Consider the following 20,549-nt stretch of genomic DNA (forward strand, 5'->3'; position numbering starts at 1 on the left):
CGTTGGATCAGGCGCAGGAACTGCAGCCACTCGACGTGGCGGTGTTGCTGCTGACACATCGAGATCACGGTGCCGTCCAGGGTGTTCAACGCCGCGAACAGCGTGGTCGTGCCATGGCGCTTGTAGTCGTGAGTGACGGTGCCGGCGCGGCCTTTCTTCATCGGCAAGCCCGGCTGGGTGCGGTTGAGCGCCTGRATTTGACTTTTTTCGTCGCAGCTGAGCACCAGGGCGCGCTCGGGTGGGTTCAGGTACAGCCCCACGACGTCCAGCARCTTGTCCTCGAAGCGCGGGTCGCGCGAGAGCTTGAAGCTGCTCTGCCGATGCGGCTTCAGGCCGTTGCGCTGCCAGACCCGGCGAATCGTTGTCGGCCCCACCCCGAGCTGCGCGGCCAGCGTGCGCGTGCTCCAGTGCGTGGCGGCGATGGGCTTTTCGTGAAGCGTCCTGTCCACGATGCTCGACTCAAGCTCGGCGGTCACGCTGGGAGTACGCCCGGGGCGCGGCGCATCGTGCATCAGGGCCTCCACCCCGCCGTCCAGGAAGCGCTGGCGCCACAAGGCCACCTGGCGCCGATCCAGATCGACCTCGGCAGCGATGTCCTTGTTCTGCCAATCCTTCGCGGCCAACAGCACGATCCTGGCTCGCTGCTGCACGCGGGCCTCAACGCGGCCGCGCCGGGCGAGCGCAGTCAACTCCCGTTCGGCAACAGCGTCCAGTTCGATCTTCCGGGCAACGCGCATGGYTCAAACCTCCGCAAAGTAAGCGCAGTATACTTTAAGTTCTATTATTTCGAGCGCACTACACTAGATTATTCGGCAAGCCCCGTAACCGTATGGACGTCGACATCTAACGAATCATCACGAACAGCCGCAAGTTCGTGGCGGTGCCAGTTGGGCTCTCTCCGGCGGTGATTCCTTGGCCCGATGTGGACTTGGCGAATCTCGCCGTCTTCAAACTGCACCATCGCTTCAATCGGCAAGAGCCGTCGACGCGACAGACATCGCCCTTCAGATTGCGAACAACGGCTTCGTGGTCTTCTTCATGGTCTTGTCTGTGCCCCGCACGCCGACCTGATGGGTATTGCACTGACCGTGCGCCGTCTGATTGCCATGGAAATCTTGCCGGCCCCTGGGGCTACCGGGCGCAGAGTTGCTCGGGGGCCACAGAATGTCGGATTTCGTGATCAAGTTGACGCGATAGGGCGTTCGGTGTATTGCGCTGCGATTCAGCGAAGCCTAATCTTACATTCAAGTTTTCTCTGACGATATTTCCTTACGCAATAACTACTTAGGTCGGATTTTGCATGTTGGCCGTATCGCTGATCCTACTGCTCCTTGTGGCGTGGGAGCTGCGCCTCCAGATCTGGTTGGGCAGGGCGGTGTGCATCCGAGCCAGGCGCTCGGGGTGGATCGTCATCGAGGTGCGGCGACGCGTTTCGATGCTGCGCTTGCCGCATCATGTGTCGGAGTTTCCCGTTCCGCGTGAGGAACGCGTCTTGGTCCTTCGATTTCTTGGCATCGTGCTTTGGCACGAGGAAATGAGCGTGGCGCTTCCCAATACGGCATGCGAGCACCTCGCGGAGATCACCCCACAAGAATTTGATCGTCAATTTCCAACCTGGCTGCGTCTCGCCAGCAGCCCGGGGTGAGCGTCGCCTATCGCCTCAGTCGGAAGGCGCCCTACAACTCGCTGAATTCGGAGTGTGCGTGGTGGTCACGCCGATGCCAATCCGCGATGAATTCACGCGCTCGATCCCGCAGTGACGCTATCGCTTCTGCCGGGTCCCGCAGTCCCCTGGGCAGGGCGATTCGACACCTCGAAGACTGCTGATCGGCACGCCCGGCGAGGGAGTGCAGAACCTCGTCCCATGTCATGAAAATTCGCACCTGCCATTGGTCGTGGTCGAGCCGGGCGACCTGCGAGTTGGTATCCATGCTGTGTTGATCTCCAGCCAAACGGGCCTTACAGACTGATGCCGGTCGTCAGCCTCTTGCTGCGGGTGGCGGCAGGATAAGCGATCGGCGCTGGCAATCGGTCGTGTGTGAGGTAACCCAAAGTGGCGGCGAGGCTCGCTGATCCGCCGATCCGGACGACAGTTGCGCTGAATAACCCGATGACCGAGGGGGCATTCCTGGCGTCATCGCCCCGCAATGCACCGCAAATAGTCTTGGGTTGAAGCCGGCGCATCGAGCCGCTCAGATACCCAGAAGGAATCACATGAACGTTTCACCCATCTTTAGGATCATCACGACCACGGCCATTTCGTGGATGCTTGCAAGCGCCGCGCATGCTCAGGCGCCGGCTGGCAGAAGCCGCGCCGAGGTGCAGGCGGAGGCGATCGCTGCCGCCCACGCGTCCAATCAGAACGTCACGCGCGGATCGCGCGGTGCTGAGCCGTTCACGTCCGCGGCCGACCCCACGAAGGTCCAGCAGCAGGCCATCGAAGCCGCGCACGCACCCAACCAGAACGTCACGCGAGGTTCCCGGGGAGCCGAGCCCTTCACCTCGACCGCTGACCCCTCGGCAATCCGCGCCCAGGCGGAGGCGGCTGCCACGGCGCCTGATCAGAACGTGACCAGCGGATCGCGCGTGAACAGCAAGGTYTTGTCGACCATGCCCAACGCGGCTCAGGTACGCGCCGAGGCTCAGCGAGACACGCCCCAGTGACCGGGCCACGGTGGCTGGCACGATAGACGATGACAAGGGGCGCTCTGCCGGTCGTCCCTGATCTGTCGTCATAGACGGATCCCCGACAAGAAGAAGCGGTGGCAACGTACACGCTGCCTTCGTGAAGCGAGCCAGGATCGCGCTTCTCATGAAGCTCATCCTCCGCCTCTATTCGGCCATCCATGCGTTCATGGCCGCGCTGTTCGGCATCATGGCGCTCTTGCTGATCGCCATTTCGACTCGCGCGGTCTGGACAGTATTCGGAACCAACCTGGACGCGCCGTCCGCGGAAGCCGTCGTCGAGGCCATGGGGCTGCTGGCGGCCGCCGTCGTCGCCTTGCAGATCTCCCAGACCATCGCCGAAGAAGAAGTCATCCGCGACGCCCACATCAGCGCACCCACTCGCGTGCGCAGGTTCCTGTCACGATTCATGGTCGTCATCGTCGTGGCTGTCGCGGTCGAAGCGCTGGTCGCCATTTTCAAGGCGCGAGAGGAGCCCCAGCTTCTACTCTTCGCTGCGGCAACGCTCTGCTCCGTCGGGGTGATCCTGGCCGGATGGGGGCTGTTCGTGCGGCTCAACCGCTACGCGGAGGAACTGGAGCCAGAGGCAATGGCCGAAGCCAAACAAGAGGATGCCAAGCTGAAATAGGGAGGTGCGCGGGCTGCCGCCGGGTCATCTTCCACCATAGATAGGTGTCTTTGAAACCTGCAGCAGCGCAGTGCGAATCACCGAATTCAATCTCCCGGTATGCGCGCTTCGTGGAACGACAGCTTGATTCGCGGGCACGTTGGCCGACGGGGCGACCAAGCCGAATGACTGCTGCTTGGCTCGGCCGCGAATTCCACCCTCGCGGTCAAACCGGGCGTTCCCGCAACTCATCAGCCGAAGTGCGACGTCAGAAGAACGCCGCTGCATTCTATTGACGGAACGACCTAGATCTCGGGTTGCAGCGTCAAGCTCAGGTCCGTGATGATCGCCGCGCCAAGCTCCTTGGACAGCCTGAATCCGAAGCCGCGGGCAAGTTCCAGCATCCCCCTGTTGTCCGACAGGGTGCTCCCGAACAAGCGCCTGATGCCGGACTGCCTCGCGAGATCGATCAGCGCTGACAGCAGCTGCGCGCCGAGCCCCTTTCCTTGCCAGGCGTCGCTGATGACGATGGCGAACTCGGCCTCGCCATCGGCGCCCTCCATGACGTAGCGTGCGACGCCCACCTGCCGCTCCCGGCCGTCGATGGTGACGGTCGCGACCACGGCCCCTTCGCGTGACCGATCGATGCGCGTCCAGCGCTGCAGTTCCTCGATCGACGGCTTTCTCGCCGACATCAGTCGCTGATAGGCAGTGCGCGGCGACAGCCCTTCGACAAACTCGCGCTCTCGCTCGAAGTCGCCGGGCTCGATCGGGCGCACATGGATCGGCGTGCCGTCCTTGGCTTCAGCAGTGTGCTGCCGCGCTTCTATGGCCCCGATCGCGAATGCGGGCGCAAGGGTGGAATGGGTCGCCGCCGATGAGGGGTTCATGACCATCTCCCGATGCGCTCAGACAACGTCGACGCTGGGCGTCGCGAACTCGCGACCGACCATCGCCTGCGCGAACAGGTAGTTGCAGCGTCCGCGTTCGGACAGTGCATCGAAATCCACATGGCCGACGGGATCGCACGGGAACGCATAGCCGCGACCCGAACGAAACAGCGATCGGAACCGGATCTCGAACCGAGCGCTGGACTCGATATGACTGAGGTGGGACATGATGGCGACCTCCGAGGGGTTGGCATGTCTCCAATCTAGTCCTCGGTCCCGCGCTGAAAAAGGCGAATCGGATCAATGCGGCATTGCAACTTCCGAAACAATCGCCTCGCTCCCCGACCATGTGGTTATTGACGCCGCTGAAAAAGCGTATTGCACCGCATCGCCTTACCGACAAACCGCGATCTTCCTAGAGTTGCCCTGTCCGATCGATCAGCCATCCCGCTCGTCGACCGGCCCGCAACTTCATCTGCAAAGGACGGCGCATGGGCCAGCAACTCCTCTTCTTCGACGACCTCAGCATCGGCGACCGATTCGACTGCGGCAAGCACGAACTGCGCGCCGATGACATCAAGCGCTTCGCCGGCGAGTTCGATCCCCAGCCGTTCCACCTCGACGACGCGGCCGCCCGCCAGACCCTTTTCGGCGGACTTGCGGCGAGCGGCTGGCAAACCGCGGCCATCACGATGCGCCTGCTCGTGACCGGCGGTCCGAAGCTGGCCAACGGCATCTTGGGCGCCGGCGGAGAGATCGAATGGAAGGCGCCCGCCCGCCCCGGCGACATCCTGCACGTGGATAGCGAGGTGGTGGAGTTGCTCCCGTCGCGCTCGCGACCGGACCGCGGCATCGCGGTGATGCGCTCCACGACAGCCAATCAGCGCGGCGACGTCGTCCAGATCCTGACTGCCAAGCTGATGGTGGCCCGGCGGGTCGCCTGAGGCATCACACATCTTCAACCGGGAAGCCCACCATGATCATCGACTCATCGACCCTCAACCCGACCTCGGCCTACAAGCTGCTGATCGGCTCCATCCTGCCCCGCGCGATCGGTTGGGTCAGCACGCAATCCCGCGCGGGCATTGCAAACCTCGCGCCGATCTCGTTCTTCACCGCCGTCGGCCGCAAGCCGCCGATCGTTTCGCTGTCGCTCCAGCCGCGCTCCGACGGCGTGACCTTGAAGGACACCTTCATCAACATTCGCGAGACCGGCGAATTCGTGGTCAACATGGTCACGCTGCCGCAGGCGCACGCCATGCACCGATCGGCCTTCGAGTTCGCATCCGAGATCGACGAGTTCGCCGCGATCGAGCTGGAGAAGGAAGCGTCGGTCGCGGTGCGGCCTCCGCGGGTCAAGGGCGCACCGATCGCGCTCGAGTGCCGGCTCGAACGGCTCATTCCGATGGGCGAGCTCGGGGACCACGTGGTCTTCGGCGAAGTGCTGCGCTTCCACATCCGCGACGACGTCTATCTGCCGGGAGGACGCATTGACACCGGCGCGCTGCAGGCCGTGGGCCGCCTCGCGGCCGAGTACACGCTCGTGCACAACGCCTTCACGACGCCGCTGGATGAACAGCTGCTGTCTTCACTGCGCGGGCAGCGCGCCGGCCGGCTCGACGGCCTTGCGGACGGTTACTCGCCGATCGACAGCAAGGAATGGTCCGCCTCCGGCGCGACGCGCTGACCCCCGAACACATCACAGGAAATCTGAATGACCGCGAACAATCCATCGACACCCCACGCCCACGCAGCGGCTCCAACGCTTGTCTTTGTCCACGGATTCCTCGACGGCGCTGCCGCCTGGGACGACGTGGTCGCCGAACTCGGCGAGCGCGCGGCCGATGCGCTGTGCGTCGACCTTCCGGGCATGGGCGCGCGGGTGGCCGAGCAGGGCCCGTACAGCCTCGACGGTTTCGCCGACGACCTGGCGAAGCAGGTCCGCCTGCTCGCCCGCCCGGTGGTGCTGGTCGGCCACAGCATGGGCGCGCAGGTTGCCGAACTGGCCGCCAGCCTGCTCGAGGCGCAGGTGCGCGCCCTGGTGCTGCTGACCCCGGTGCCGCTATCGGGCACTGGCCTGCCCGACGAGGCCATGAAGCCCTTCCATGCGCTGGGTGGGCAACCCGATGCCCAGCGCGGCCTGCGGCGCCAGCTCGGCGCGCACCTGGACGACGAGAAGCTCGAGAAGCTGGGCCGGCTCGGCGACCCGGTCAACGCCGCTTCGGTCGGCATRTTCGCCGACCTCTGGAACCGGGGCCATGCAGCGGGGGCGCAACCCAGCCGGCACCGTGGCCCGGTGCTGGTCGTGCGCGGCGAGCACGATCCCTTCGTGACCGCCGAAGTGGTCTCGAAGGCGGTGCTGCCCCGCTTCGGGCAGCCTGCCGTGGCGTCCGTCGCCGACGCAGGCCACTGGCCGCATGTCGAACAGCCGAGGGTCTTCGCCGCGGTGCTCGCCGAATTCCTCGCGGCGGCTGACGCCGCGCCGGGCGCCGCGGCCGCGCAAGGCTGGACCCGTGCGTTCGAGCAGAAGTCGTCCACCGCCTTCGCCGAGGCCTTCGCGAGCGACATCGTGCTCGAGGCCAGTGTTATGACGAGCCCCGTCGTCGGCGCAGAACAGGTCAAGACCGTCATGGGCGCGGCCAGCACGATCTATGAGGCGCTGGCCTTCACGCAGCAAAGCACCAGCGGCGCGCGCACCTACCTTGAATGGGAAGCCCAGGCTTTCGGGGGCGAGAAGCTCTCGGGCGTCACGATCCTCATCCGCAACGACGAGGGAAAAATCATTCGCGCCGCCATCCATCACAGGCCGCTCGGCAGCGCCTTGAAGTTCTCGGCCGAACTCGGCCGGCGCCTGCAGGGCAGGGTGGACGCCAGCCACTTCCTCGGCGCCGCTCGACGCGTCGATTGATTCAGGAGAAATGAAATGGTGAAACGTACGGATGTGGAATTCGAAGCCGACGGCGGCGTCAAGCTGCGCGGCTGGCTCTTCGTGCCGCCCGGCGAAGGCCGGCGGCCGGCGATCACGATGGCCCACGGCTATGCCGGCGTGAAGGAGCACGGCATCGAGCCCTTCGCGAGAGCCTTCGCCGAAGCGGGCTTCGTGGTGCTGCTGCATGACCACCGCGGCTTCGGCGCGAGCGAAGGCCTGCCGCGCCAGGACGTGGATCCGTGGCGGCAGATCGCCGACTGGCGACGCGCCATCAGTTATCTCGAGAGCCTCGGTGGGGTGGATCCCCAGCGCATCGGACTCTGGGGCACGAGCTACGCGGGCGGCCACGCGATCGTGCTCGGTGCGACCGAGCGCCGCCTGCGCTGCGTCGTCGCGCAGGTGCCGACCATCAGCGGCTTCGAGCAGGGCCTGCGCCGGATTGCGCCGGAGAACGTCCACCTCATCGAGGAGATGTTCGCCGACGACGACCGCGCGCAGCTGCGCGGCGAGCCGCCGCGCCACCAGGCCATCGTGAGCTCAGACCCGGCCGTTCCCGCCTCCTACCGCGCCAGGGACGCGATCGACTTCTACCTGAAGCCGGTGCCCGAAGGCGCCTGGGAAAACAGCGTGACGGTGCGGTCCACGCGCGCCGCGCGGATGTACGAGCCCGGCCACTGGATCGCGAGAGTCTCGCCGACGCCCTTGCTGATGGTGGTAGCGACGCACGACACGATCACGCTGACCGATCTCGAGCTCGCCGCCTACGAGCGCGCCTTGCAGCCCAAGCGCCTCGTGACGATCGAAGGCGGCCACTTCGACCCGTATCTCGGCGGCTTCAAGGCCTCCAGCGCGGCCGCCGTCGAATGGTTCAGGCAGCACCTGAGCTAGGTCTCCCTTTTCACCCAACAAAGGACCCAACCATGCCCCACCTGACTGTCGGCTTCGACGAAAGCGTTGCCATCATCGTGCTCGACCGACCGCCCCAGAACCGCATCGACGACCAGATGATCGACGAGCTGGCCGCGGCCGTCACGGCCATCGAACGCAGCGATGCCCGCGCGGTGCTCGTGCGCAGCGAGGGCGAGAACTTCTCGTTCGGCGGCGACATCATGAGCTGGCCGGGCGCCAGCATCCGCGAGCTCCGCAGCCGCTTCGAGCAATACCTGTCGGTCTTCAACCGCTTCGAGCGCCTGCCGATGCCCGTCGTTGCGGCGGTGCAGGGCCTGTGCTTCGGCGGGGGGCTCGAGCTGGCACTTCGTGCAGACATGATCTTCGCGGGTGAATCGGCGACCTTCGGGCATCCGGAACAGTCGCTCGGCATCGTGACTGTGCTGGGCGGCGTCTACCGCGTCGCGGAACGTGCCGGGCGGTCGCGGGCTTCCGAATGGGCGATGACCTCGGAGCGGGTGCCTGCCGCCACGATGGAGCGCTTCGGCGTGGTCAACCGTGTGATCGCGGACGCCGATCTTCTGAATGAGACGCGCGAGTTCTCACGCAAGGTCTCGCAAGGCCCCACGCGTGCCTATGCCGCGCATAAAGCCTTGCTGCGCGCCTGGGCGGTGGGTGGCGTGTCGTCGGCGGATGACGCGATATTCGACATCGCCATGCCGCTGTTCGAGACCGACGACGTCCAGCGCGGCCTGAAATCGGCGGTCGATGCCCTGAAGGCGGGCAAGCCCCGCCCGGTCCTCGACTTCAACGGCCGCTGAAACCGGTGCGGTCTATGATGGCCCTCCGCATCCAACGGAGGAGGCCTCACCATGGACCGCATCGCCGCGATGAACGCCTTCGTCCGGGTGGTCGAGGCTGGCACCTTCACGAAGGCCGCAGACACGCTCGACGTGCCGAACGCCACGGTGACCCGGCTGATCCAGGGACTCGAGGAGGCCCTGAAGGTGCGCCTGCTGCATCGCACCACCCGCTCCGTCACCGTCACGCCCGAAGGCGCGACCTACTACGAGCGCGTCGTGCGCCTGCTGGCCGATCTCGCCGACATCGAGTCGTCCACGCGGCTGTCGCAGGGCAAGCCCTCGGGAAGGGTACGCGTGGAAACGCCGGCGGCCATCGGCACGATGGTCATCGTTCCCGCGCTGGCTGATTTCTATCGGGAGTATCCGGACGTCGAAGTGGAACTCGGCGTCGGCAACCGGCGCGCCGACGTCGTGGCAGAAGGGGTCGACTGCGYGATCCGCGCCGGCGAGGTCAGCGAGCAGTTCATGGTGGCGCGGCGGATCGGCGCCTTCCAGTTCATCACCTGCGCCACGCCGGCCTTCCTGAAGATTCACGGCACGCCGATCACGCCCGAGGAACTTGGCGAGCGCCCGAGCGTCGGGATGCTGTCCGCGCGCAGCCCGCGTGCGCTGGCGTTCCGCTTCTCCGACGGCAAGTCCGAGACCGAGGTCGCGCTCGATCACAAGCTCGTCGTCAACGACACCAACTCCTATGTCGCAGCCGGCCTGGCGGACCTCGGCATCATCCAGGCGCCCAGCTATGCGGTGGGCGCAGCCATCAAGGCCGGGCAGCTCGTGCCCTTGCTCGAAGGCTGGCGCACGCCAACGATCCCGGTGCATGTGCTCTACGCGCCGAACCGCTACCTCAGCGCCAAGGTCCGCGTGTTCATCGACTGGACCATCGCGCTCTTCGAGCGGCACGACGAACTGCGGCTCGGTTGAGCCTCAGGCCGTGGCGGTTTCCTGGTCCACGCGCAGGATCGCGGCGCGCAGCCGCTCCATGCCGACATCGCGGATGCCCAGTCTTTCGAGCGTCTGGACCGTGGCATCGAAATAGGCGCGCGAGCTGCCGAGCGCCCCCTTACCGGTGCGGATCAGGCACGCGAGGTCCGGCATCGGATGGCCGCCGATGTAGCGCTCGTGCCTTCGATTGACCACGAAGGCGAGCGCCCGATGGGTGCCGGCCCCGCTCGCGGCCGGCACCCATCGGGCATCGTAGGCGCCGGCGAACATCTCCCGGCGCCAGAGCAGCCGCAGTTCGGTGGGCACCTTGGCCGCCTCGATGCGAAACAGCATCCCGCGGCATGCGCCGCCGCGGTCCAGGCCGAGCATGGCGCCAGGTTCCTGCGACGAGCCGCGCCCGAGCACGGTGCGAAGGCAGAAGCTGCGGTGCCAGCCTTGCACACGCGCGATGCTGGCGTGTGCCGCGTCCATCGCCGGGTTCCACATCAGCGAGCCGTAGCCGAACACGTGGAGGTCCTGGGCCGGGTCATGGTCGCGCAGGATGGCTTCGAGCGTTTCGTCTATTTCCGCGTCGCTCCGGATCCTGACGCCCGGCGGCAGGTTGGCGCGCAGAGACTCGATCAACGATCCCGCGGCCAGGCGCTGGCGCGTGAGTTCGTGCTCGGTGCCGAGCGGAATCGGAAGGCTCTCCAAGGGAGGGCGAGGGTCAATGCGATGAAGGGCGTTCGCTTCGGGATGCGCTTGGGGCATGCAGCACTCTACGAATCGGCGCCGCAATGAAAAAGCGCTCGCTGCTCAAAACGCCATTCGCCGAATGACAACAATCGCGGCGTCCTCGCGGGCACCGAGGATCGTTGCCGATTCAACCGGCCGCTGCCTCGGCCATGCGGCGCTCACGTRCGGCCCGCTTGAGGGCTTGCGGCGGTTGGCCGAAGATCCGAAGGAAGGCCCGCCGCATGCGCTCGGGATCGGAGAACCCGGTCTTGCTCGCGATGCGTTCGATGGTCAGCTTGTCGGCCTCGACGAGGATGCGGGCCGTTTCGGCGCGCAGCCTTTCGACGGCCCGCGCCGGAGATTGGCCGGTGTCGTGCCGGAACTCGCGGCTGAAGTTGCGTGGGCTCATGTGGGCCGCGTGCGCCAGCGTCTCCACCGACAAATCCTTGTGCAGGTGGTTCTTGGCGTAGGTCAATGCGGTYTGGATGCGGTTCGACTGCGATTCGAGTTCCGACAGCATCGAGAACTGGGACTGGCCACCGGCACGGCGATGGTGGACCACGAGCTTCTTCGCGGCCATGCGCGAGACGTCGGCGCCCAGGTCCTCCTCGACGAGCGCCAGCGCGAGGTCGATGCATGCCGTCATGCCGGCCGAGGTCCAGACCGTGCCGTCGCGCACGAAGATGCGGTCCTCTTCGACGCGCACGGATGGGAAGCGGCGCTGGAGCTCTCGCGCAAGGTGCCAATGCGTCGTGACGCGCCGCTCGTTCAGCAGGCCGGCCTCGGCCAGCACGAACGCGCCCGTGCAGATGCTCGCCATGCGCCGCGTGGACTCGAACGCACGCGCGAGCAGGCGCAACAGCTTCGGCGATGGCAGCGGCACCACGGTCGCCCCCGCGACCAGCAGCGTGTGATAGGCGTGCGGGTCCAAAGCGATCGTCTGGACCGCCGCGCCGAGCGAGCTCTTCACGGCACCGCCGCTTTCGGAAACGACATCGATCTCGTAGGCGCCACCGGGCACTTCGAGGTTGGCCATCTCGAACACCGACCCAGCCGCCAGGTCGAGGATCTGGAAGCCGGGGAAGACCACGAGGCCGACGCGCTTCATCTTGTCCGGAAATGAGGTAAGTTTGTCATTTAGGACAGAGGATAGATCGCTAACTTCACCATGTCAATCAACCCGACATGAAGGAATCCAGATGAAACCGACCGACAACGCCAAGCCCATCGCACTGGTGACGGGCGCATCCAGCGGCATTGGCGCAATCTACGCCGACCGGCTCGCCAGACGGGGCCATGACCTGATCCTCGTGGCGCGCGACGTCGCCAAACTGAGGGCGCTTGCGGAGCATCTTCGCGCCGCCACGGGGCGCCACATCGAACTGCTGCCAGCCGACCTGACGGTCAAGGACGACCTGCTGCGCGTCGAGAAGCGGCTGCAGTCTGACGAGCGCATCGGCCTGCTCGTGAACAACGCGGGGGTGGGCGCCACGAGCGCGCTGATCGACTCCGACGCCGATCGCCTCGAGGATATGATCCAGCTCAACGTCACGGCGCTGACCCGGCTCACACGCGCGGTCGCCGTCGGCATGGCTCGCCGCGGAACGGGCGCGATCATCAACATCGCCTCGATCGTGGCGGTGGCGCCGGACCTGCTCAACGGCACCTACGGCGGCAGCAAGGCCTTCGTGCTGGCCTTCACGCAATCGCTGGACCACGAGCTGGGCCCCAAGGGGATCCAAGTGCAGGCGGTTCTGCCTGGCGCAACCAGCACCGACTTTTGGAGCATCGCCGGCGTTCCGGTGGAGCATCTGCCGAACGACATCGTGATGGGAGCCGAGGAGATGGTCGACGCGGCGCTGGTCGGCTTCGACCGCAAGGAGCTCGTGACCATCCCTTCGCTGCCGGACATCGGCGACTGGGAGCGCTTCGACGCGGCACGCAAGGCGCTCGGCCCCAACCTGTCGCGGTCCAGTCCTGCGCCGCGCTACCAGCTCTGAATCGCCTGCGACATGTCCTCTAACAAGAACCCCGATGAGGAGGCACTCATGGCCGCCAAACCGAGCACGTCTGCACGGCTCCTTGACGCTCGTCCGGATCGACTGGACCTGCGCGATCTCGTCTATCGTCCGCCACTGAGGTCTCTTCCGCCAGCCTACCCGCTTGAAAGCGACGTCAAGAAGTTCATCACGTCCTATGTCGCGGCCGGCTTGGTTCTCGATCAGGGGGATCAGGGGGCCTGCAGGGGCTTTGGCCTCGCCTGTGTCGCCAACTACCTGCTTTGGACGCGCCATATCGAGAACAAGGTGCGCATCACACAAGGGACAACTGCAGGAGATGGTGGCGTGGCAACAAGGATGGTCGGGCACTGACGGCAAGACGCCGCTGTTTCAACGTATCGAGAAGCCGCAGGTGTTGGCCACGAAGCACGGCGATCGCATTCAGGCGACGCACGGGTCATTCGACAACAACATCACGGTCCTGACGGAGACGATCGCGCGGGTGAGCGGTCGCGAAGGCGTGGGCCTGGTCGCGCCGCTCGAGTGGCTGGACTATTGAGAGATCTGGTGCACCGCGTGTGGCGCACCCCCTCCTCGGCGAACGTTTGGCGGGCTACGGGGCGAGGGACTTGGGCGTCAGGATGCGGCAGTAGTCATCAAGCAGTGCCGCATTGGTGGCGGTGTGGTCGAGGTTGGTACTCGTCGTCTCGAAGAAGGAAAAAGAACTGGGAGTTCATGGTCTTCCGGTCCAGACGGTCGCGACCGGGATCAAGCGAGGCTCAGCTTGTCGCGGATCGCCCGCGCCGTAAACGTCGTCTTCATCCCCAGCTGGTCCGACACGTCGCCGTCGTTCATGCCGGCCAGGATCAGCCGCGCTGCGTAAGCGTTGCGCACGAACTGCGGCCCGTGGAACGCGGCCTGGTGACCCAGCTCTTCGAGGGTCCGCTTCACGCAGCTGGTCACCACTCGCTCGGCCAGGTCCGGCGCAATCGGGCTGCGCGCGGCGCCCAGGCCCCCACCGATCAGGTCCGCCGAGGGAGCGACATCGGCCTGGCCAAGGAAGAGGCGATTCGATGCGCGTGCACCTTCCTCGATCACACGCCGTGACCGGACGATCTGCAACTCCGAGCGCTTCTCGATCCAGCGCTTCAGCGCGTTCGCGAGCTGGCGCTTCCCGAGGAGGGTTCGCGCGGTAACCTGGCGGTGACCGGGTGAGCGGATCACGACGGTGCCATCGTCCTTGATGGTCACGTTGCCTGGGATGAGCTTGCAGACCTCGGACAACTTCAGGCCGCATTCGGCAACTAGCAGGCGCAGCGCCAGGTTCCGCGCCGGTGTCCAGCCGCGGCGGAGCAAGGCATGCTCCTCGGCGAACATCCGGGCGGCCATCTTTTCGGTAGGCGGCCAGGAACGTCGGGCCCGGCGGCAGCGGCGGATCGGTCTCGAAGCGCGTTTCGGTCTTGCTGCGCTTGTGCTCGAGGACGACCGCCGCCGGGTTGGTACGCAGGACGCCGATCGCCTGGAGGTGCGTGAACACGCGGTTGATTTCAGCCAGGTAGGTCCGCATGGTGCGGACGCTGGCCGGCGCGTTCTTGCGGCCGCGCAGCGATTCAAGGAATGCCTCGATGTGAGCCTGTTTGACCTGGTCGAGCCGCAGCGACTGGGCGGCGAGCCAGCGGCAGAACTTTCCCCAGAACGACTGGTAGAGCTTGTTGCTGTGCTCGGTGTAGAGCGGGGCGTCGGCGACGCTACCTCCGTCGACGCGTTTCCAGCTCAGCGTCGAGCGCCACTCCTTGTGAGCTTGGAGCGGGTTTTGTAGCCAGGGGAGGCTGCGAGCTGCAGAGACGACGATGGTGCGGGACATAGGTAGGCCACGAGGATAAGGGCTCGCGTGCATTGGTATGCCTGGAACGGACTCCGCAGCGTTGCCATCGCCCATCAAGCGAGACCTCAATGTCGATCACGCTTGCCGAGTTACTGCCTGGTCCCTGTTCCAGACGATCGGCCATCCGTTCGAAGCGTCCTTCACCTTTGGCTGATGTACAGACCCGACGTTGTGGCCGAGGATCGCCTGAGCGCGACGGGGCCCAGGGGCTCTCGCAAGAGCAATGCGATTCGTGGCTGTCGGGGGTACCCAGCATGCAACGCCGAAGTGTCGCAGCCCAAGGTATCCGGCTCACCCGAGCGTGGCTCCTTGTGCTGACCCTGATTTCCCCGGCGGAAGCTCAGACGCAGCGAGGAGATCCCCTGCCAAATCGCCAGGATCGGCCACCCAACCAGGAGGTCGAGAAGGCAAAGCAAGAGATCTTTGACGCGCTTAATCGCGCGTTAAAGGAGGCCGCGCCCAAGGGACGTCGTCCAGACCTGGCCCCGCCGCCACCGGAGACGCCGGGGCAGCCACCGCCCGAGGTTCTCCCCGAAAAGGAGCCGCAGCCCGAACCCGTCCCACCACCGGAATCGGAACCAACCACGATGGTGCTGGTGCCACCCGTTGAGGGCAAAAGTCGGGCCGAGGCGACGAGGGCTGTAGAAGAAATGGCGCTCAGACCAATTTTCAGCCCGGATCTTCGAAGTGATCTCAGTGATGAACGTCGGTACGTTCTCGGGCAGAGCCCGCCACCAGGCACGTCAGTGAAAGTCAATTCCCAGGTCTTGATGACCATGGGGACCCGCGCACCACCCCCCGAGGCGCCGCGCACCGCACCTCCGTCGCGGCGAGTGCCAGCCGCGATGGATGTCGCGGCAGAGTTCGCCCAGCGATGGTGGCTATACGCTGCAGGGATCTTGGCAGTCCTCGTGGTTGCCCTGCTGATTGCAAAGCCGCCAAAAGATGGGAAGAGGAAGCAGAAGCTCCCGGTGGCAAAAGATAGTGTGGTGCTTTGGCGCCTGAAGCCCGACCAGGCACCCGGGGTTTCAGTGCGGGTCTCGCGTTCAAAGACGTCTGCGACGGGTGCGCAGCCGTCGGCTGCCGGCTGGCGTGTTGTCCGCGTCGATCCACAGGTGACCGTGCACGGACCGGCAACACCTCAAGGAGGGAGTGATGCATGAAATCATCTGAGCTCACAGAGAACGGGTCGATCTACCAGCTGCTCGGCTTCGAAGCCGCCCAAGTCGGGTTGGAGGAGCTGCGCGACAGGGCAAAGTTCTGCGTGGAGAACATCGACTTCGAGGACGCAAAGGTCATGGGGAAGAAGGTGCGCGAGTTGCCTTCAGTCGATTTGCGGCAGAAGCTCGTTGAGGCCTTTTCAGGCAATCCATTCGAACTGCTGGCCCGCGGTTGGGGCCAGGTGAGGGTGGTTCGCGAGGCTGTGGCCAAGAGCCGGAACCCTCCGAAGCCCGAACTCGCGCATCTGGGGCAACACGATCTGGAGGCCAATCTCGAGCCACGCCTGGTCCTGACGATCGACGGGGTTGACTGGTGCACGCTGCGGCTCAGCGTAGTCCTGCAGTTGCGAGTACAGGCAGCGGACTTTGTGTTCTACGACGGCTCGTTGACAGCCGTGACGCTGGGCAACCCGGTCGGCAGCATCTCACTCAAAGTCGAGGGGCGGGAAGTCGCCGCTTGCAAACGAGAGCTGGACATCAGCACCGGTCCTTTCAAGCCGCATAGCATCAAGATGTCGGGTGCTGCGCTGGGGTCGTAGCGCCGATCGCAAGGCGTACACCTGTACCGGCAATTGGTTGTCCTTAGAGCCGAACAGCCGCGCCCGCCGAGCGCTCCGCGCTGCGGTCGATCGGCGTCACCAGATCCTGCAGGATGGCGAACTTGTCTCGATTCCGCGCCAGCCTTCCGGGCTGCAGCACGGCTCAAATCCGCGCGGGCCGCCCATCGACGGCGATTCTCAGCCGATGCGTACGCCATCGCGCTGGTAGAGAACGATGTCGAGAGTGCCATCGTCGTGCACGTACCGGACCCGCCCGATGCGCAGGTCGTTGGCGATCCACATGCCGGATTGAACGGAGACACTCGTGTCTGTGCTACGACTGGCGCTGATGCTGGCGCGGAGGTGATCGGGACCAGGGATAGGTCTGCCGCGCCCGCCATGGCCTGGCGGATGCGCATTCCGATTCGTATCTGCTCAACGACGGAAGGCCAGTCGCCCTTGAACTTCACCACAGTGCCCGGAAACTGCTCCGCGTTCGCCCACTCCGGACGGTCGTCCACCAGGTAGTCGCGCGGCTTGACCACGCACCCCTTGTCCGGCGAGATGATCACGCGGTCATGCAGCTCAGGAAAGTGCTCCGCGATCCCGAGGAGCTTCTCCGTCGCGGCGTAGGGGTTGCTGCCTGGGATCTTGGTAAGCCCGAAGATCTCGAGCCCAATCTGGACGAAGGCGTGCAACGCCTCCGAAGAGCGCAAGGCCGGGGGCGACAACGTCGGCGTGGGTGCGTTGAGCTTGGCGCAGGATGCGCTGGGGCGCAAGCTGCGACTGCCCCGCGCGACGGCCCGGCATCGCGGCGCCGAACGCAGCTCGACGTTGACGGCCGCCTGAAATGAGCGTGCGGACCTACCCGGACCTCCCGCGAGTCTACATCGACATGGACGGGGTCATCGCAGCCTTCGAGGGCGCGCTGCGCGCGCACGGCATCACGCCGGCCGAGCTGAAGATCAAGCGCGGCGCCTACGAGCTGAAGGTAATCGAGGGCGCGAAGGGGTGCAGGCCCGGACGCTTGCGCCGTGCTGGCGGCAGCCCGTCCATGCTGCGGATCGTGCAGATCGAYTCGCTCGCACGCGATTCCGASGARAAGGCCGAGGGAGCCGCGCAGGCATGCCCGAAGAAGTGGCGGGMGAGGAGGTCGGCAGCGGAGCTCAATTCAGTTGTCCCAGTTGGGTGGATTGGTAGGGCGGGCGATCCGTGTCGACCGCGGTGGAGGGGCGCGATCCGCGCTTGAGGCCTTCGTCGTAGGCGCGCAATGCAGCGACCACTACCAGGATGGGGGTGCCGACCCACAGGCTTGCGCTCACCAAAGACCAGGCGGCCTCTGCCCTAGTCACGAGGCTCAGCAGGTGGTAGGCGARCCAGGGGCTGAGGGCGACGASGGCGATGAATCTCTTCATTGGGGGCTTCCTTTCCGGCGGGCTATCCCCGCGGGTGATGGGCCGCCAACTCGGACGGATGGCCGCGGGATTTGCGTGCGGCGGGCGCTGCCGGTGCAGGCTCCGGCATGCTTGCGATCGGGATCGAATAGAGGCACTGGCCCGCGTGCGACCAGAGGKCGAACGTGTACTGGAGCCATTTGGTGCGGCGCTCGTGCACGACGCCCGGCAGCTGCTCGGCGCAGGCCGCGGCGAGCTCGTCGAAGGTGACCGGATCGCTCTTGGCGGACACCCGGAAGTCCACGCATCCCTGGTTGATCTCCGCCTTGATCGTGAACCGGCGCTTTGCCAGGTGTTTTGCCGTGGGTTCGTGATGCCCCAGATCCAGCTCGGGCTCCGACCACAGGGTGGTGCGCTGGGCTCKGCGGGCGAGSCGCGCGTCACGGTCCTCGACGGACTCGGTCTGGTCGGCGATCCGGTGGATGGTGGAGACCGGKGCGTCCTGGAWGGAGGGYACGTGTTTGCGTCCGCGCCGGGCGCGCGCTGGGCTTGGCGTCGTCATGACCTCGCCTTTCGCAGGAGCTCCTGGCAGATGCGCAAGCCCATGCCGAGCATGACTGCCACAGAAACCGGCCAGAGGGCGAAGACGCACAGAACCAGCGCAGCGCAGCCGACCAGCACCAGGAACACCAGAATGGCGGTGTCGCCCGTCCGGTCAATGGCCTGGCCGAGCAACTCCGGCCAGCCATCCGCGGCCGCACGCGCGCGCAACGCGGTGGCAGCGCGGCAGGCGCCCAGGGAGACAAACTGAACTGCGATTTCCTATAATTCGCGCCGAAACTATCGCACGGCGGAATGAAAAAACGCAAGGTTTCGACAGAGCAACCGACACTACGGCACGGAAAAGGAGCAGGAACCCTCCAAGCCGGCGGGCGGCACCAGGCGGATCGACGCCAGACAGGCCGCCTGCAACGACGGTCATCCGCGACCGACGGGGCAACACACACAAGTGACGGCTTGGAATAAAGGTCGTCGATGCCCCTGTCCGACAAGTCAGTTCATAGCAACCGCAACTCGGGTTCGTCGAAAGCTGCCTGCGCATCTGGAGATCGATGGCTGTCGATCTCGAAAAGTCCGACGGATCGGCACGCCCCTCGTACAGCATCTTGGGTCCGGCCTCGGTGCGACTGCCGTCCTCCTGTACGCGGGCGTTGCTCGCGTGGATCGAGCAAGAGTCGGGCTCTAGCGTCACGGTCTTCGACAACTTGCATTCGGGTCCATCAAGCAGCGCTGAACTCGCCAGCTCAAGGTCCGTGATTTCTGTAAGGAGGGGAGAGGGGCAGAGTACCTGCAGCCAGGCGGGCCAGTGGCCTGAGCGCGCTCAGACACTACCCCGCATGCGACGGGGTCCTCAAAAAACGGGGAGGAACTGCAGCGAACGAGTGGTGTATGCGAAAGAGCCTATTGCAGGACGGCGCTGTTGCCGAAGAGAATTCTCTCGACGCTCTTCACATCGCGGCGAGCTTGACCGTTCGACAGTCGTAGCGTTATCTCGACGAAAGCGCTGCCGAATTCGGTTCACTGTGGCCATGCCCGCGGTCACCGCCTCAAGGAGCATTCCTATGGCCACATCTCGGACTTCGCCATCGACCGATTTCTCGCGCGACGTCATCGGGCGGTACGTCTTCAATGGCCTTGACGATGCTTGRCCAAACTTACAACGTGACGCTGAACGGAACTCCGGTCATCACGAATTTCACCGGCAACCTTTCAACGCGCGGCTTCATTGGATTGCAAAATCACCTTACCAAAGACGTCGTTTTCTTCCGCAACATCGTCGTTACGCCGTTGTCATTTCACTTTGACCTATGATCAATCTGAATGAAGTAGGCGCACATCCAGTTCAGGATGCGGCGGGCATCTGGCAAGTGAAGTTCGGCGTTTACCTGCCGGGTATCACCTTCGACAAAGGCTACCGCCTACATGTGCGCATCATTCATGAGGCCGACCAATTCATTCGTGGCATTGAGCCGATGGACTTTTGGATGAACTGGGTGAACGGTTCGCCGCTCGATTTATGGGAAGCAATGGTACCGCTGGTGGCTGTTCCGCCGCCCAGCCATTTCGGCGAGGACGGCAAGTATCTCTACCGCTACCAACTCCAGCGTGCCAATGGAAGCGACGTGACGTTCTGGTTCGCCGATCCGTTCGCGCGTGACGCCGGTATTGGCACGCTTTCGGCCTTTACGAAAAACGCGCCGACCTTTGCATGGAGCGATGCGGCATTCAGTCCTCCGGAAGTTGACGAGATGGTCGTGTATGAGTTGAACGTCCGCGAGTTCAACCGTGACTTCGAGAGTGTGATCGACCAGCTCGATTATCTGCGTGAGCTGGGTGTGAATGTGATCGAGCTGATGCCGATCACCAACGTGAAGGAAGACGCCGAGTGGGGTTATACACCGCTCAGTTTTTACTCACCCGACGAGCGGCTCGGCGGACCCGAGAAACTCAAACGCGTCGTCGATGCCTGCCACGCGAAGGGCATCGCCGTGATCGTCGATGCGGTCTATGCGCACGCGCATCCGGAATTTTGCTACAACGTCGTCTATGAAACTTCCGGTGAGCCGAATCCCATGATGGGCTTCTTCGCCGGCGAATTCTTCAGCCGTCCCGGTGCCGACTACAACAAACAGTTCACGCGAGATTTCTTTGCTGAGCTGAACCGCTACTGGCTGAACGAGTATCACGTCGATGGCTTCCGCTATGACTACGTGCCGGGAATGTATGACGGCCCCGCGGGCGTCGGCTATGCGGCCCTTGTCTTCAATACCTATCAGCACTCGAAAACGCTGCCGAAGTTTGCGGGGCAGGCCGGGCGCAGCCTGATCATCCAATGCGCCGAGCATCTGCCCGATCCGCAAGGCATTCTCTCGCAGACTTACTCCAACTGCACCTGGCAAAACGGCCTCCTCGATGAGGCACGCGGCATGGCT

At 64.8% G+C, this 20,549-nt stretch carries 27 protein-coding genes; 18 read left to right on the plus strand and 9 right to left on the minus strand.

From position 1 onward, the window contains the following. On the minus strand, positions 1-737 hold a 737-nt coding region (locus AC1DY5_RS10525; protein ID WP_478111230.1), incomplete at its 3' end, for an IS630 family transposase. Positions 738-1,300: 563 nt separating this feature from the next. Here AC1DY5_RS10525 and AC1DY5_RS10530 point away from each other — a divergent pair. The 3 genes from AC1DY5_RS10530 (at position 1,301) to AC1DY5_RS10540 (ending at position 3,313) form a co-directional block, all read left to right on the plus strand. Next, entirely contained in the window at positions 1,301-1,645 is a 345-nt protein-coding gene (locus AC1DY5_RS10530) for a hypothetical protein (protein ID WP_478111231.1), read from the plus strand. 569 nt (positions 1,646-2,214) lie between these two features. Beyond that, positions 2,215-2,664 (plus strand): hypothetical protein, encoded by a 450-nt coding sequence (locus AC1DY5_RS10535; RefSeq protein WP_478111232.1) that lies wholly within the window; start codon positions 2,215-2,217, stop codon positions 2,662-2,664. Positions 2,665-2,812: 148 nt separating this feature from the next. Continuing rightward, positions 2,813-3,313 (plus strand): hypothetical protein, encoded by a 501-nt coding sequence (locus AC1DY5_RS10540; RefSeq protein ID WP_478111233.1) that lies wholly within the window; start codon positions 2,813-2,815, stop codon positions 3,311-3,313. A 284-nt stretch (positions 3,314-3,597) separates the two neighbouring features. On the opposite strand, the gene AC1DY5_RS10545 is transcribed toward AC1DY5_RS10540, so the two are convergent. After that, positions 3,598-4,182, minus strand: a complete 585-nt coding sequence (locus tag AC1DY5_RS10545) for an N-acetyltransferase family protein (RefSeq protein WP_478111234.1) — start codon at positions 4,180-4,182, stop codon at positions 3,598-3,600. A gap of 18 nt (positions 4,183-4,200) precedes the next feature. Beyond that, on the minus strand, positions 4,201-4,410 hold the full coding sequence (locus tag AC1DY5_RS10550) for a hypothetical protein (protein ID WP_478111235.1): 210 nt from the start codon (positions 4,408-4,410) through the stop codon (positions 4,201-4,203). Between the two features lie 263 nt (positions 4,411-4,673). On the opposite strand from AC1DY5_RS10550, the gene AC1DY5_RS10555 reads away from it, so the two are divergent. Genes AC1DY5_RS10555 through AC1DY5_RS10580 form a run of 6 tightly spaced genes read left to right on the plus strand, consistent with a single transcriptional unit; the run spans position 4,674 to position 9,783 of the window. Next, the gene (locus AC1DY5_RS10555) at positions 4,674-5,126 is read left to right on the plus strand and encodes a MaoC family dehydratase (RefSeq protein WP_478111236.1); all 453 of its coding nucleotides are present in this window, start codon (positions 4,674-4,676) and stop codon (positions 5,124-5,126) included. A 32-nt stretch (positions 5,127-5,158) separates the two neighbouring features. After that, the gene (locus tag AC1DY5_RS10560; RefSeq protein WP_478111237.1) at positions 5,159-5,869 is read left to right on the plus strand and encodes a flavin reductase family protein; all 711 of its coding nucleotides are present in this window, start codon (positions 5,159-5,161) and stop codon (positions 5,867-5,869) included. Positions 5,870-5,896: 27 nt separating this feature from the next. Next, positions 5,897-7,090: an alpha/beta fold hydrolase gene (locus tag AC1DY5_RS10565; RefSeq protein WP_478111238.1), complete on the plus strand. Its 1,194-nt coding sequence runs from the start codon at positions 5,897-5,899 to the stop codon at positions 7,088-7,090. Positions 7,091-7,105: 15 nt separating this feature from the next. Beyond that, the gene (locus AC1DY5_RS10570) at positions 7,106-7,999 is read left to right on the plus strand and encodes an alpha/beta hydrolase (protein ID WP_478111239.1); all 894 of its coding nucleotides are present in this window, start codon (positions 7,106-7,108) and stop codon (positions 7,997-7,999) included. A gap of 32 nt (positions 8,000-8,031) precedes the next feature. After that, a complete protein-coding gene (locus AC1DY5_RS10575; protein ID WP_478111240.1) occupies positions 8,032-8,820 on the plus strand; it encodes an enoyl-CoA hydratase/isomerase family protein in 789 nt (262 codons plus the stop codon). Positions 8,821-8,871: 51 nt separating this feature from the next. Beyond that, positions 8,872-9,783: a LysR family transcriptional regulator gene (locus AC1DY5_RS10580; protein ID WP_478111241.1), complete on the plus strand. Its 912-nt coding sequence runs from the start codon at positions 8,872-8,874 to the stop codon at positions 9,781-9,783. Between the two features lie 3 nt (positions 9,784-9,786). On the opposite strand, the gene AC1DY5_RS10585 is transcribed toward AC1DY5_RS10580, so the two are convergent. Next, a complete protein-coding gene (locus tag AC1DY5_RS10585; protein WP_478111242.1) occupies positions 9,787-10,497 on the minus strand; it encodes a gamma-glutamylcyclotransferase in 711 nt (236 codons plus the stop codon). 169 nt (positions 10,498-10,666) lie between these two features. Further along, the gene (locus AC1DY5_RS10590) at positions 10,667-11,626 is read right to left on the minus strand and encodes a GlxA family transcriptional regulator (RefSeq protein WP_478111243.1); all 960 of its coding nucleotides are present in this window, start codon (positions 11,624-11,626) and stop codon (positions 10,667-10,669) included. A 91-nt stretch (positions 11,627-11,717) separates the two neighbouring features. Between AC1DY5_RS10590 and AC1DY5_RS10595 the strand changes: the two genes are divergently transcribed. The 3 genes from AC1DY5_RS10595 to AC1DY5_RS10605 are packed head-to-tail and all read left to right on the plus strand — an operon-like array spanning position 11,718 to position 13,077. Further along, the gene (locus AC1DY5_RS10595; RefSeq protein WP_478111244.1) at positions 11,718-12,518 is read left to right on the plus strand and encodes an SDR family NAD(P)-dependent oxidoreductase; all 801 of its coding nucleotides are present in this window, start codon (positions 11,718-11,720) and stop codon (positions 12,516-12,518) included. Between the two features lie 48 nt (positions 12,519-12,566). Next, the gene (locus AC1DY5_RS10600) at positions 12,567-12,890 is read left to right on the plus strand and encodes a hypothetical protein (protein WP_478111245.1); all 324 of its coding nucleotides are present in this window, start codon (positions 12,567-12,569) and stop codon (positions 12,888-12,890) included. Beyond that, positions 12,856-13,077: a hypothetical protein gene (locus AC1DY5_RS10605; protein ID WP_478111246.1), complete on the plus strand. Its 222-nt coding sequence runs from the start codon at positions 12,856-12,858 to the stop codon at positions 13,075-13,077. Before AC1DY5_RS10600 ends, AC1DY5_RS10605 begins: the two co-directional genes overlap by 35 nt. 209 nt (positions 13,078-13,286) lie before the next feature. On the opposite strand, the gene AC1DY5_RS10610 is transcribed toward AC1DY5_RS10605, so the two are convergent. Then, positions 13,287-13,895, minus strand: coding sequence for a tyrosine-type recombinase/integrase (locus AC1DY5_RS10610; protein WP_478111247.1), 609 nt, complete (start codon positions 13,893-13,895; stop codon positions 13,287-13,289). A gap of 94 nt (positions 13,896-13,989) precedes the next feature. On the opposite strand from AC1DY5_RS10610, the gene AC1DY5_RS10615 reads away from it, so the two are divergent. The 4 genes from AC1DY5_RS10615 (at position 13,990) to AC1DY5_RS10630 (ending at position 17,011) form a co-directional block, all read left to right on the plus strand. Then, a complete protein-coding gene (locus tag AC1DY5_RS10615) occupies positions 13,990-14,337 on the plus strand; it encodes a hypothetical protein (RefSeq protein ID WP_478111248.1) in 348 nt (115 codons plus the stop codon). A gap of 653 nt (positions 14,338-14,990) precedes the next feature. Then, the gene (locus AC1DY5_RS10620; protein WP_478111256.1) at positions 14,991-15,566 is read left to right on the plus strand and encodes a PASTA domain-containing protein; all 576 of its coding nucleotides are present in this window, start codon (positions 14,991-14,993) and stop codon (positions 15,564-15,566) included. A gap of 101 nt (positions 15,567-15,667) precedes the next feature. Then, positions 15,668-16,162: a hypothetical protein gene (locus AC1DY5_RS10625; protein ID WP_478111249.1), complete on the plus strand. Its 495-nt coding sequence runs from the start codon at positions 15,668-15,670 to the stop codon at positions 16,160-16,162. Positions 16,163-16,798: 636 nt separating this feature from the next. Next, positions 16,799-17,011: a hypothetical protein gene (locus AC1DY5_RS10630; protein ID WP_478111250.1), complete on the plus strand. Its 213-nt coding sequence runs from the start codon at positions 16,799-16,801 to the stop codon at positions 17,009-17,011. A gap of 317 nt (positions 17,012-17,328) precedes the next feature. Here the strand turns inward: AC1DY5_RS10630 and AC1DY5_RS10635 are convergent, their stop codons facing one another. Genes AC1DY5_RS10635 through AC1DY5_RS10645 form a run of 3 tightly spaced genes read right to left on the minus strand, consistent with a single transcriptional unit; the run spans position 17,329 to position 18,327 of the window. Beyond that, a complete protein-coding gene (locus AC1DY5_RS10635; protein WP_478111251.1) occupies positions 17,329-17,577 on the minus strand; it encodes a hypothetical protein in 249 nt (82 codons plus the stop codon). A 22-nt stretch (positions 17,578-17,599) separates the two neighbouring features. Continuing rightward, positions 17,600-18,118 (minus strand): hypothetical protein, encoded by a 519-nt coding sequence (locus AC1DY5_RS10640; protein ID WP_478111252.1) that lies wholly within the window; start codon positions 18,116-18,118, stop codon positions 17,600-17,602. Continuing rightward, positions 18,115-18,327, minus strand: a complete 213-nt coding sequence (locus AC1DY5_RS10645; protein WP_478111253.1) for a hypothetical protein — start codon at positions 18,325-18,327, stop codon at positions 18,115-18,117. The genes AC1DY5_RS10640 and AC1DY5_RS10645 overlap by 4 nt, the downstream gene beginning before the upstream one ends. A 951-nt stretch (positions 18,328-19,278) precedes the next feature. On the opposite strand from AC1DY5_RS10645, the gene AC1DY5_RS10650 reads away from it, so the two are divergent. Both AC1DY5_RS10650 and AC1DY5_RS10655 read left to right on the plus strand, forming a co-directional pair. Beyond that, positions 19,279-19,428, plus strand: a complete 150-nt coding sequence (locus AC1DY5_RS10650; RefSeq protein ID WP_478111254.1) for a hypothetical protein — start codon at positions 19,279-19,281, stop codon at positions 19,426-19,428. Beyond that, on the plus strand, positions 19,425-20,549 hold a 1,125-nt coding region (locus AC1DY5_RS10655), incomplete at its 3' end, for an alpha-amylase family glycosyl hydrolase (protein WP_478111255.1). The genes AC1DY5_RS10650 and AC1DY5_RS10655, both read left to right, overlap by 4 nt.

It is taken from the genome of Variovorax sp. P4_D9 (genome assembly GCF_056401695.1).